Origin of the sequence: Pseudomonas sp. VD-NE ins, assembly GCF_031882575.1 — a bacterium.
GTDB classification, from domain to species: domain Bacteria; phylum Pseudomonadota; class Gammaproteobacteria; order Pseudomonadales; family Pseudomonadaceae; genus Aquipseudomonas; species Aquipseudomonas fluorescens_BZ.
The window spans coordinates 3,844,943-3,858,930 of the sequence record NZ_CP134772.1; the positions used below are offsets into that span (position 1 = coordinate 3,844,943).

Sequence of the window (13,988 nt, forward strand, 5' to 3'; positions counted from 1 at the left end):
CAACCGGTCGCCCAAACGTACTACACGAGAGTCTTTTACAACGTCAGTTGCCCGCGCTCCTCCTCGGTCAACTGCTGCTTCGCCTGTTCATCCAGCGCCCCGGCGCCCAGCACCTGCACCGGGCTGTTCGGGTTGTAACCCGGTGCCGGCGCGCGGCTGGCACCATCTCGAGACGGCGCAAGCTGTTCGTTGCCGAAGCTGAGCACCTGCACGGTAAACACCGACGCCTGATTCTGCCGCGCCGCCGCTTGCTGCTGACGCGCCACGTCTTCCGCCGCTTGGGTGGCCGAGGATGCAGCGGAACTGGCCGAGGTGATCGCGCCGGTATTCACTGCCGAGACCACCGGCACACCCGTCGCCTTGCCCTGCACCGAGATGTTCGCGGCGTTGACCACCGTCAGTGCGGCGATGTTGACGTTGCCCGACACGCGAATCCCCGCCTCGCCGGCATCAATGGTGCCCAGCGGCGCGATCAGGTCGATGTCGCCCGGCGCCACTTCGGCGATCGGGTTGAGCGTGGCGATACCGGCGCCGGTGCTCGGCACCGATGGCGACAGGGTCACGTTGCCCCAAGTGTCGTAAACCCGTTTCGGCGGGGTGTAGACCACGGTGGTTTTCGAGCCACGACCGGCGTTGATATCGCCCTCGGCGGACCAGCCGAGAATCGAGCCGCCGAAGGTGGTCATGATCCGGCTCTGGCCGAGCAAAATGCTGCCCTGCGAATAGAGCTGAATGTTGCCCGAACCCTGAGTGATGATCCCCGCCGTGGATGGCGGCGCTGCGCCTTCGATGCCAAACACCTGACCGCCACCCGGGGTGAGCATCTGGATGTCGCCGCCGAACACGGTCTTGACCCCTGCTCCGCCGTACAGCGTGATGTCGCCGTCGTAACGGATCGGATTGCCCGCCACATCAGTGGTCGGGAACAGCGCCGCAATGGCGTTGCGACCGCGCAGATAACTGCCTTTGCGCGGGCCATCGACGTCGTTGTATTCCAGGCCACCGGCGCGCAGTTCGGCGAAGTACACCTGCCGCGCGAAGATCGCCTGTTCGGCACTCGGCAGTGCGGCGTAGAACGCTTGCGCCTGCTCCACGTTGCCGCTGAAGCCATAGCCGAGGGTCAGCCAGCTCTGCAGTTCGTCCAGGTACGTCTTGACCACTTTGCCCGGTTGGCCGTTGAGAGAGACCTGCGAATCAGCAACGTTCTGCGGGTTGAGGTAGCGCGCGATGAACCGTGAGTAATCCAGCCCTTGCGCACCAACACCGGCCTGCAGCACCACACTGGCACCCGGTCGGCTATCGCCTGCCAGCACCGGCCCGATGCTGGTGATGCTGGCACGGTCCTCCATCAGAAGGTTGCGCCCTGCGCTGACGTCAAGCACACCTGGGCCGGCGATATCGAAGCTGCTGTAGAGAATGTCGCGCCCGGCCGCAACCCGCGACACATCGTTGGGCCGGTTGTGAATGAACAGGTTGCCGGTGGATCTGATCTCGTCGCCGTTGTAGCTCAGTACTTCATTCGGTACGGCTGTTGGCTGGCCCAGATAAGTGCCCGAGGCGACGAGGTCGCGCCCGGCGAGCATCCACACAGGCCCTGCCGCTTCGTACCAGGTGCGCTGCTGTACGCCGGACCTAAAGAATGTCAGCGTCTCGCCACTGCGGACTCCAACCAAATCTCCGGTCAACGCGTAAAACCGTGCGGGCCCTTGCACGCCACTCAACCCGGAATAGCTATTGGCACCAAACGCAAATAATGGGTAGCGCGCGTTGCGTTGCGTCGCCACGCCGTCAACGCTGTTATTGGTCATGAGCGGCCTGTCCGCGCTGTTGCTGACGAACCCATTGAAGGACGGCGCAAATGGCGAAGTAATCGCCGCTGGACTGGCGCCTGACTGATTGATCGCATAACCGCCGGCATAGATCGAATCGCCTGCCAGCAGTTCCAGCTGACCGGAGGTAGACGGTGCCAACAGCAACGAGTAGCCCTCGGCCGGCGGAACATTGCCCGTGCCATAAGCGGCCGAGGATCCCGCGTAAATCGAGCCTTTGGCAGCCACGGCGCGCAGGATCGACGGATAGACGAAGCGACCGTCAGTGGGTGATGTATTGGATGTGGAAACCAACAGATTGTCCGATTCGGCCAACTGCGTGCTGGGTGTGAGGTTGCCCCCCGCCGAGAACAGATCGATCGCAGTGTGATCGGTCCACAGCGAGAAACCGGTCAATCCACCGCCTGCATGGCCCACCCCACTGGCGTCAGTAAAGGCTGTGGAGTTTTGCAAGCGCACGCGTCCCGGATCTGCTGCACCGCCCAACACCAGGTCGCCACGGGTGCTCAGGCGCATCCCCGAATCTCCCGGAATCAGTACCAGACCGCCGGAGGCACTACCCAGGGTCGATTTGAACGGATCGTATGCACGGACTTCGCGCGAATCCTGATCCAGGGAAAACGCACCGTACTGCAGATTGACGCCGCCCACGGCACTGGCATTGATTTGCGCAGCGCCACGCAAGTTGATCACCGCGCCTTGCAGATCATGGCGCGGCGCTTGCGTTCCGGTTTCTCCCGCCCGGGCTTGTAGCGAGGGGTTGAGCGAACCGCCGAGACGCATGTCGATATCGCCACCACCGGTCAGTTGCAGGCTGCCATCGCTGCCCACTCGCCCGGTGCTGCCCACGGCGACGATCAGGCCCTGCCCTCGCGGATAAAGATTACTGCGGCCATCACCGACCGGGTCAAGCATGCCACCGTCTGCGCCAGCGCGCAGGCTGATGTTACCGCCGCCAAGAGTGCCGAAACCCGTAAAACCCACCAGATACGGCGCGGTACTCCTGCTCGAATCCGCCAACGGCTGACTGGCATAGCTGCCGAAGTTGATCCACCAGGCGGTCGGTATTTCGTCGTTCCCCGTACCCTGACGCCACAGCCAGTTGCCAACGGCAACGCTTGGCACCTGCTCTCGGGTTTCCATCGCGATACTGGTCGCACGTCGCCCGACGACATCGCCGGAAACAGAACCGCCGGCGCCAATCGTGAGGTTACCCCCCAGTTGCGGATACCAGGCCTGATACAGACTGTCGCTACCACCATCTACCCATTTTTCGTTATCACTGCCCGCGCTGCCCAGCACCGAACCATCGTCCGACAAACGACCGCGTGGCTGGTTGTAACGCGCGTCAACATCGCTGGATTGGGTACCCGCGGTGTACACCCCGAAAGGTGATTCCATGCTCAGATTGCCAGCGGCCATCACGTCCAGATCGGCGGCGCCGGTTCGCAAAACGCTGAACATCTGCGAATGAGTGGAGACCGTGGTACCGCCTACGTTGGCGGCGCAATAAGCAGGGTCAATATCACACCAGAACAGATCGTCTTCGCTGACCGGCGACCCGGCCGGTGCGCCCATCGGATTGCCGTCCGTCCAGAGGAACTTGGCGGGCGCGACACAGACACCCGGGATCGCGTCGCACCAGAACATTTCATCTTCCTTCACCACTTCCCCGGCCGGGTACCCCAACGCATTGTCGACCGCCCAGGTGGTGTCGAGGGTTTTCGTGGTGACGACCATTCCGTAATGCGTGTCCGCCAGTCGCAAGTGACCTTCGCTGGTGAGCGGTTTCACGGTGCGACTGTCGGCAGCATCAAGATCCGCACCCGCCACTACGCGCATCGACCACGAGGTGCTGCCCGACGGCAGCATGCTCGCCAGGGCCCAGTTGCGTCCCTGCTGCGTGCCGTTCAACGGACGCAAATCGATGAACGCTGTGCCGTCGGCCAGCACCACGTCGGTCATCGACGGAATCAGCGAGCCGCGCAACAACGCCAATGCACCGCTTAATTTCACGCCAACGATTTTGTTGTCGGCAAACGTGCCAGGCAATGGCACGCCCTTGGGCCAGAGCATCGCCTGCATGGCGGTGGCCGAGTTCAACCGCGTCCCGGCCCCGAGGCGGCTGCCCGCCGGCAAGGTCACGTTGTCGCTGAGCAAGGTACCGGCGGCGTACAGCAGGTTGCCGGCGGCGTCATGTACCGCACCGGCCAGGACTGTACCGGCCGTCAGCGTGTAAGGCCCGGCGAGGATGCCCTGGGTTGGCAGCAGCGTGCCGCTGGCCAGCGTCGCACTCTGTATCGGCAAGTCGTAATTGAGCGTCGTGCCGACCGGGAACGAGGTGCCTTCTGCCAGCGTCACCCCGGCGCCCGGCACGATCAGGTCACCACCAAAAGGCTGGATGCCCGGCACCAGTTTCCACCCGGCGTCGTCAACGGTTTCCGGCGGCGGCGCGAAGCCGTCGTTGATGCTGCCGTAAATATCCAGATTGCCGCCGGCGCGGATCAGCAGGCTGCCGGATTCGCCCGAACCATAAACAGCGGTTTTTTGCGTGTGCGGATTCAGACTGGCGTAACGGTAAGCGGACAGGTCCAGATCGCCCTGCACCACCAGATCGCCGTCGGCGGTTTTGCTGGCGAGCTCGACGCCCGGGCGTAGGTGGAACGCATCGCTATAAGCCGCGTTATTCAATCCGGCCAGTTTGCGTTGCAGCAAATCGCCGTTGCCCAGCGCCGCATCGATGAACGCCGTGCTGTCGCCATGGATACCGTCCAGATAAGCCTGATCGATCACCTGATACGGGCGCCCGCTGACGGCAGCATCGGTGCCGTCGACTGCATCGGTGTAGCGGCGCATGGCATTCAGGCCGATGGAACGCGCGCCCTGAATGTTCAGCACACCGCTGGCATCGATGGCGATGTCGCCGCCGCCGATACGCGGTGCATTGAGTTCCAGCGTACCGCGCGGCAGACCATCGTTGTGACCGGCTGCGCTGCCAGGCGGCGCGTCGGTGCCATGGCGCAAATCGATCCGTGCGCCTGACGCCAGCGTCAGCAAACCATTGCCGGAATCGAGTTCGACCATGGCGCGGTTGGGGGCATCAATGATCTTGCCGTAGCTGTCGACACGCAGCACGCGACCATGGGCATCGAGCACAGCATTGCCAGTCAGAGTCAGACCGTTATTGGCGGACAGACGAATGCTGCCGACCCGCTCACCACTGGCGTCGATCAGGCCGGCCACGGTCAGACTGCCGTTGTCCACCGAGACATTGACTTCACCGGCCTTGAGCCCGTCGCCGAGCACCAGGCTGCCCTGCTTGAGCTGGAAGCTGCGGCTGCCGAACACCTGCCCGGCGTTCAAGCGCTGGTTCAACGCAGCGAAGTCCTGGTTCAAATCGTCGCCCAGCCGTTGTGCGCGAATGTCCACGCCACCGGCCTTGTACGGCACCAGCGTGCCACCGGCATCGTAGTAACCGCTGCTGGCACCGAGGATCTCGCCTTGCAGATCGACCACCCCGGCATCCGCTGCCAGCGCCACCGCACCGAGATTGCCGGCCTGGTTGTTGTGCGCCGACAGATCGATACGTGAACCGGCAGCCTGGCGGATATTGCCGTGGCTGCTGTACAGCGCCACATCGCCGCCCCAGCTGTATTTGCTGACGTCATTGAATGGCAAGGTACGCCCGGCCAGGTCCAGGTGCGCGGCGTTGGTCAGGGTCAGATTGTTCTCGGACTTGACCACCAGTTTGCCGCTGGCCAGTGCAATGCGACCGTCGAGCAGCACATTGCGCCCTTCAAGCGTCAACTCCGCACCCAAGGCATCGGCCACCGCAGCATTCGCAACGCCACTCACCGTCAGGTTGCCGCCCGCCTTGAACAGGTTGACCGAGGCCGCTTCACCAGTGAGCAACGGCGTACGCAGATTGAGGTTGCCGCCACTGTAGACGTAGCCGGAAATCGGGTCGTAAGCCCCTTGCGCCAGATACACCGCAAGACTGCCCTTGTGGTTGGCGGTGATGCGCTCGCTGGCGTTGAGGTCGACGTTGGCGAAACCCAACGCCAATCGGTTGTTCTGATCCAGGCCGTTGGGTTGCGGGTTCGGGCCATAACCGAACTCGATGCGTTGCGCCTGAATGTCCAGTGTGCCGCTTCCTGTCCCGGCGCCACCACTGGCCACCGCGCCCGGCGCCTGGGTCGCACCGTTCCAGATCAGGTTGGCGGTGCGAATGGTCGCCACATCGTCAGCCTCGCCCCAGCCAAAGACGGCGGGCGTGGCCAATAAAAGGTTCTGCAAGCGACTGACGCCGGTCTGTGGGTCAAGCGTATCGAGGCTGACGTCGCCGAAGAAGTTGAACGCGTCGCGAGTGGTCAGACTCAGGGTTTCCAGTGCCGGAGCACCAAACTGCGTATCGCCGCGCAGCAGGCGATCGAGCACGTTCTGGTTCAAGGTCAGGCCACTGGGTACGCGACCTGCCGCGGCCAGCGCCTCGGCGCTACCGGCATTGACCGCGCCGACGGCCAGCGCCAGGTGACGGGTGCCGAAGCGCACGGATTCGTTCAGTTCGAACTGGTTATCGGTGGCAGCGGTAATGCTGCCATTGGAATAGAGCAACGTTGGCTGAGCGCATGGCTGCGCAGCGCACGTACCGATGCGGATGCTGCCCGGGCCTTCCGAATAGGTGGCGACGGTCGGTGCGAGCGTGCTGGTCCAACCGTTGGACACGACCAACAGACTGGCGGAACCCGGCTGATAAATGAAGCCGTCGGTCGAGTCATAAGGCGCATCACCGCGGCCGAGGGTGTTGATACCGGCGCCCGCTTCCAGCGTGATGCCACCGTCGACTTTGTCAGTGCGCAACAGCACTTCCGGTGCCGATAACACTGCGCCTTCACGCAGAGTGATATTGGCAGCCGAACCCTCAAAGCGAATGAAGTTACCCGCCGAGCCGTATTCAACCGTCGGCGTGGCGCCAAGGCTCAGCCGTCCGGCTTCGAGACGGTCAAGGCTGCCGGCGTATAGCGAAATCCCGCTAAACCCCGGCGTGCGCGAACGGCCTTCACCGAGTACCTCCAGGTCCTGGGCCAACACGACAGCGCTCCCGGCCACGCCGCCTTTGCTCGGGGCAAACAGGGCCTGGCCCTGAAAGTTCATGTCGATGTCGTGCTTGCCACCGGCCACCAATTGCACGTTGAGCGATTTCGCATCCATTGGCGCCAACGCACGTGGCACACCTCGACGAGCCGCATCGCTTTCGATGAACTGGGTGAAGCTGGTTTCGTTGTACTGCGAATAGCGGCGCAGAACATCGGCCGACGTCAGGATCACCTGGCTCGGCAGACTGTCGCGCACACCGCTGTTGGCAATCGACATCAGCCCGGCACTGGACCACGAACCATTGCGCATTTTCAACGCGCCGCTGGTCATGCCCGGCGTCGCCTGGCCGTTGACCTCGACCCGGAACGCGCCGGGCAACAAGGCAAAGGTTGAAGGCAGCAAGGTGTAGGTGCCGGCGGCCAGGCCAGGAACACCGGCGCCGACGGTAATTTGCTGGCCAATGCGCGAATCGCTTGCACCGGCCTCGGCGAGTGCCGGTGCAAAGGCACTCTGGTTGCCCGGCACAATGGCGTACACCGGGTTACTGCTCAGGCCCGGCAAACTGAACGTGCCATCGGCAGCGTTGCGCACCAACGGATTGAATCGGGCATCGGTGGAGCCACCGCGCCCGGAGACAAAACCGGCGCCACGCAGATCGCCGCCGCCTGACAAGTCAATCAACGCGCCGCCCTGCACATCGACGTACTGCCCGGTAAGGATCACGCCATCCAGGGCACTGGCGATCCCGTGCAACACCACGGATTTGCCGTCGTAGCGATAGTCGATACCGTCGGTGGTACCGCCATACGGCATGACCAGACCAGCGCCGCTGACCGACGTGACACTGCCGGGCAACAGGCTCAGTTCCTGGGTTTTGCCCAGCGAGTTCTCGCCCAATCTGATCAACCCCAACGGGGCGCGGATAACGCCGCCCTGCTCGATCTTGCCGGCAACCAGCAGCAAATTGCCAAAAGCGGAATACGGCAAGGCCTGCGGTGCCTCGCCATGGCCGCTGATACGCAAGGTGCGCGCAAGTTCCGGGACGGCCGTATAGCCCTGATAACCGACACGGACATCGGCCGAAACACCCGTGGCCGGATAAATCTGCGCAGCGCGCAAGTCGAGATCACCGGGTGTCCACAACCGCGAGCTGCGTTCTTTATCGTTCGGCGCGAGAAAACGCATGTCGCCACGACTGTCGAGGGTGACCTGGTCGAAGCCACGACGGCTGACGGCAGCGGCCGGCGCGTCGAGCTGCGCAATTGTCCCTTCGGTGCCGAACGACAAGGTGTTGCTCAGATCAAGCAGGTCAGCGGTGGCGGTGAAGCGGGCGTTCGACAGCTGAGTGGTCGCGTTGGCCAGCACCCGTGGACGCATGCTGACATCCGAAGGCACGTAGAGCCCCAGCCCCGACAAGCGCATGTATGGCGCGGCCAGATTGACCCGCGTCGAGTCGCTGGCGGCCTGCGCCAGCGAGATCGAGCCAGTGTACAGATTCAGGCTTTGATTCATGCGCAGGTCGACGTCGCCGGCGAATGTGAGCAAGCCGTTACTCAACAGGCTCAGGTGATCGAAACCACCCGACATCAAACGCTCCGCGCTCAAGCGGGTCTGACCGTAACGCAACTGCGCCGCGCCTTCGCCAGCCTGCAGATGCGCCGGCAGCAGCGAGCCATCCGAGCCTTGGCTGATGATCATTTCGCGGGGCGCACGCACTTCGTTGCTCGCCAGATTCATCTGGTAGAGCGGCGCGTCCTGAACAATCTCCAGATGTCCACCCGACGCGCCGACGCCACCCGCTGCAGCCTGCAACTGACCGTCGAGGAACACGCCATTGTAAGAACTCAAGGCAATGCGCCCGCCATCGGTGGCGACGTCGGTCGGTCCGCCCCCGGCGATATCCAGAACCGCGTGCGCACCGGAGGCGTCCAGGCGTGCACCGTCGCGCACAATCACGTAAGCATCGGCCGACGTCGCGGTGATTTTCTTCGAATCAATCTCGCCGCCGAGAATAATGCTGCCGCCTTTGCCGATCTGGCCGTAAACCCGACCCAACGCATCCACGGCAGTGTAGGCGCGACCGGCAACATCCAGCACCGCGTCTTCGCCGATCCAGATAGAACGGTTGTGGGCCTGCGGGTCGGCGTTCTGCGGCATGGTCGCCACGTCCAGCGAGCCAAACTGTTGCTGACGAATATCGAGAGTGCCGCCCCAGGCGTTCAATTGCCCGTCGACCGTAATCTGTCCGGCACCGCGCAGTTTGATGCGCTGCCCCGGGTCGACGCTGATACGTGCACCGTGGCCGATGGACAGCGGACTGCTCACCGGGTCGATCAGCGCCAACTCACTGGAACCGGCCTGGAGCGCCAGACTGGCGCCGCCACGCTGGGTCAGAACCCCTTTGGCCGGGTTCTCCTGAAACAGCGTGGGGGTCCACAATTCGAGGGCCGTGCGCGGATCGGCGCCGCTGGACTGGTTCGGCGCCGCATCGCCGAAACGGTAGACCGGCATCACCACATCGATCTGCGCACCATCAGCGACTTTCAGTCCGGTCAGGCCGGTGACGCTGTAACTGGCAAAACCGCTGCTGAACAGACTCGATGCCAGTTGCAGCGTATTATCGCCGTGTGCGGCGCCGGTTCCACCGATCAAAACGTTGCCGGACTGAATCGTCAGACTGCCGCCACCGGTGACACCGTAGCCACGCACGTCGCCATCAAGCATCAATTGTGACGACGCCGAACGGGTCAACGGACTCAACTCCAGTGTAATGTCGCCGCCCTTGCCGCCGCGCGTCTTGCCATTGGCCAACAGCGCCCCGCCGGACGACACGTCAAGCAGACTGCCACTGTCCAGGTTGACGCTGCCGGTACTGCGCACAGACACCACGCCGCCATTGAGGTAGGCCAGACTGTTCACGTCGTCCGGATCGGTACGCAGATTGCTCCACAGTCCGCGGGCATCGAGTTGCACGCCTTTGGCCACCGTGACACCGACAGCCGTCCCGGCCGGTGCCGGCAACGCGGAATTGCCGGTCAGGATATCCCCCACAGTCAAACTGCCGCCACGCGCAGTCAGGTTCGCATTGACCTGCACTTGTGGGCCGAACAAGGTGATGTCACCACCGGAATCAACGGCCAGCGCCTGATCGACAACAATGGTTTTCGCGGCAGAGACCTTCAGCGCACCGAGCTGAAAGCCGTTGAGCATATCGATGTCGAGATACAACTTGCCGACCCGCTCCTGCGCCACGGCATCCGTCAGGCCGGGCGCTGTGAGCGCCGCTGCATGAGTGCCGCCGATCTGCACCTGGTCCAGTCGCGGATCGAGCAGGTACTGCAGGCCACCGGCGGTCGCCGACCAGGCCGGATCGTATTGACCCACGATCAATTGCGCCCGGCGAGCCCGTGCAATCTGACTCTGCTCATAGCCATCAAGCACCGCGCGGGGTGCTTGTGTCTGGCGCTCGCCCTGGAACACTTCGCCGAGAATCTGGCCATCGACCAGCGCGTTGCGGGTGGCAATCACCAATTGACCGGCATCGCGGCCGACGGTGTAGCCCGATTCCTGACGCGAGCCCGGTGCAATCAGCGGGTTGTAGAAAAACTGCGTCTGGCCCCAGCGCTCGCTGCTGTCTTCATAGCCTTTGTACAACCCGGTATAAAGCAGATCCCCCGGCGCCCGTGAGACTTCATATAAATGCCCGTCGGCGCCTCGCAACCAGCTCTGCCGGATCTCGCCGCTCTGCACGTCGAGGGTGCCGCCGGACAAGTTGATCAGCGAACCTTTCTCGGTGACCACGTCGTTGCCGGCAAAATTCACGGAACCGCCCTGCGCCATCCATTCACCGATGCCGTGGCCCTGAGTACCGAGATAGCCACCGACTTCCAGCAGACCTCCGGCCGTGTACCAACGATCTGTAGCGTAACCGTTGGTGCCGGCCGGCACGTACACCAACTCACGCACATCGACCCAGATGTCGTTGCTGTTGAGCGCGCCGCCCTCGCGGTTGACCGGCGCATCGCGTTGCTCGTTGCCCTGCACGTTGATCTTGATGTTATTGGCTTCCATCGCCACCTTCACCCCGACAGCGCCGGACACATCAATCAACGCACCGTCGCGCACCAGGCTGCGACGCCCCGCCGATACAGCGACCTGGCCACCGGTGGCGAGGGTGATCGAACCGTTCTGAAACTCGACGCTGCCGCCACTGCCGATGTCGATGCGCGACTGATCACCACGGATGCGGTTGTTGGCACTGACGGCCTGTAGCGATGCGTCACGCTGACTGTCGAGCGCGGTGAGATCGCTGCTATCGAGCATGATCGCGGTGACGCTGCCCTGAGCGAGCGTGACGCTGCCAGCGTTGTCAGTCACCGGGTTGAGCAAGTGCACAGTGCCGCGCGTGGCCACTGACGTGCTCGCCAGCAACACACCGTTTTGCAGCACCTCATGGCCGGTCAGCGTGATGTCGCCGGTGGCGGCCTGGATCAAGCCATTGTTGCTGACCTTGCCGGCCACGGCGCCGGTCTTGAAGCCCGGCGTGACTTCGTTGCCGAAGGTCGTGGACACGGCGTTGCCATCGGTACCTGAACCCTTACGGATGTAAAAGCGATCGCCTGCACCGAGCAGCGTCTGGCCTTTGGGGGTGCTGATGTTGCCATCGTTCTGCACCTCGTTGCCCAACAGCAAGGCGTAGCCCCCAGCGTCCGTCGACGCCTTGGGCGCATGGGTCTGGATACTGGCGCCACGCTCCACCAGCACCTTGCCGGCTGCGTCAGTGAAGGTCGGCTGGGTGGCGGTGCTGTCGAAGTACAGGCCCCGGTCGCGGAACTGGATATCGGTGATGTTGGCTGCGGCGGCTACCAGATTGCGTACATTGACCTGGCTGCTGCCGCTGAACACGATGCCGTTGCGGTTGATCAGCATCACCGTGCCGTCGCCCTTGATCTGGCCTTGGATCTGGCTCGCACGCGCGCTTGGGTCGTTGACCCGGTTGAGGACTGCCCAGTTGGATTGCTGAGCGAATTCGACCGTGGTGTTGCGGCCGACGTTGAAGGTTTCCCAGTTGAGAATCGCTTTGTCGGCGGTCTGCTCGATCTTCACCGTGGTCTTGCCGTCAGCCAGAGTCTGCTGCGGCCCCTTGGCGTTCAGCCAACCCTGGGTGAGGCTGTTATCGACCTTCAAGCCGCCCTCGCCCAAGCCATCCGGCACGTTTTGCACACTGCCCAACGCCACCGCACGCCCGGCCGCCTGAGCCGCCTGCTGTGCGGCAATTGCCGCCACGGTGTTGTTGAGCGTCTGCAACGAGCGCTGCAATTGCTGATTGGCTCGTTGCTGCTGGGCCAATGGTGGCGTCATCCCCGGCAACCCGCCAACACTCGGCCGCGCTGCCGCCGCTTGTTGTGCGGCGCCCTTGGCGGCGAACCAGTTGGAACTGAACGCCGTTTGCGCCTGCGCACTCCCCGCCACCAGACACAACGCCACCGCGTGCGCCAGTGGCTTGAGCAGCCACAGCGCCGGATCGGCGACCTCACGCTTGAGCATCGGGGCACGGGTACTGCGACGGGATGGGCGAGCGAGCATCACTACGAGATCCTTTTTGATTGCCACACATAGCTGCAGGCCAGCTAAAACCTGCTGTTACGACATAGGCAGTTGGCGAGGGGCGCGACCGAACGGATGTCACACAAACTTCATGATTGAGGTGTAAATCGAGCAAAAAAAATGGCAGCAACCCGAAGGCTGCTGCCATTTCCTGACACTTGAGGCGTGTATTACAAAGGACGACCCACAGCGTTGCAGACGCTGGCGTTGTTGATGTCCAGGTTGTTGCCGGTGGAGTTGGTGACGAAGTTGGCGGTTACAGCGGTTTTCCAGTTGGTTGGAACCGGAATGAAACCGTGAGCGGCAGTGGCCACGGCGTTGCCCGGAGTGCTGTAGTGCTGGGTCAGGAACGCTTTGACATCAGCAGCCACGGCTGCGTCCTTGTAGCACTGGCCGAAGATGAAGTTGGTGTAAGCAGCCATTGCATAACCGCTGGACGGGTTGGCAACTACAGGGGACCACTGCGCCGGGTTGGCCGCGTTGGTTGGCAGTGGAGCCGAAGCCAGAGCCGTGTTGACGTTGGCGCTGGTTGGCTGAACGCCATTGATACGCGCAACAACAGCGTTGCTCGCAGCGTTGACACCGTCCGGACCGACATAACCGATGGAACCGTCAACCGCGTTGACTGCCGGGGCTACGTCAGCGGTATTGGCCACGCCTACCCAGTTCGACGGCACAGCGGAACCTGCTGGCAGACGTGCGTTGGTGAAGGTGGTGTTGACGGCGAACTTGGTCGGGCAGATCGAGTTCAGGTGACGGCTGAGGATTTCGGTGGTGCCGCTCGAAGCGGTGCGATAAACAACGCGGATCGCGGTAGTGTCGGAGGTACCCAACAGCGCGCCCCAGGTAGTCTTGGTGCCCGACAAGGCATCACACAGTTGAGCGCTGGTCAGGTTAAGGGTGGTGTTGCCGGCCTTTTTGTAAGGGATGGCAACCGAAGTGGCGACAGATGGCAGTTGGATCAGCGGACCAAACGAAGCGCCGAAGTTGGTGTTGTAGGTGCTGATTTCCGAAGCGCTGAGGATCGAGTCGCTACCGGCGAAATGCACAGTGCCAGTGGTGCTGAACTGTGCGGCGGTGTTGGTCAGGAAAGCACTTTTGCCGATGCCGCTACCGGTCACGGCGTAGCTGAAGTTGGCAGGCAGGATGCTGTTGGCAGAACCTTTGTACAGAGCGGCAGGCAGTGAGGCGCCACCACCGGTTACGGCCATGGCTTGGGCGGATGCCAGAGCGGCGACGGTCAATGAGGCTGCGATCAGAGTGCGCTTGAACATGAAGAATCTCCTTTTCAACTAGGTTTGGGAACACAGGTTTTCGGGTGACTTGCATGACACTGGGAGGACTCACCGGGGCCCTCGCTAGCGTTGGCCTTGGTTAAGTCGCACTGAGAAATTCGCAGCTTCCGGTGACAGATAAAGGAAAAAACCTCGGGAGCTGTGGGGTGTTTCTGAAGGG

2 protein-coding genes are annotated in these 13,988 nt (G+C 62.8%); both read right to left on the minus strand.

The annotated features are described in order from the left end of the window. Nucleotides 1-35 precede the first annotated feature (35 nt). A complete protein-coding gene (locus RMV17_RS17060; protein WP_311881355.1) occupies nt 36-12,512 on the minus strand; it encodes a filamentous haemagglutinin family protein in 12,477 nt (4,158 codons plus the stop codon). 191 nt (nt 12,513-12,703) lie between these two features. Continuing rightward, nucleotides 12,704-13,807 (minus strand): substrate-binding domain-containing protein, encoded by a 1,104-nt coding sequence (locus RMV17_RS17065; protein ID WP_034155650.1) that lies wholly within the window; start codon nt 13,805-13,807, stop codon nt 12,704-12,706. Between the last annotated feature and the right edge of the window lie 181 nt (nt 13,808-13,988).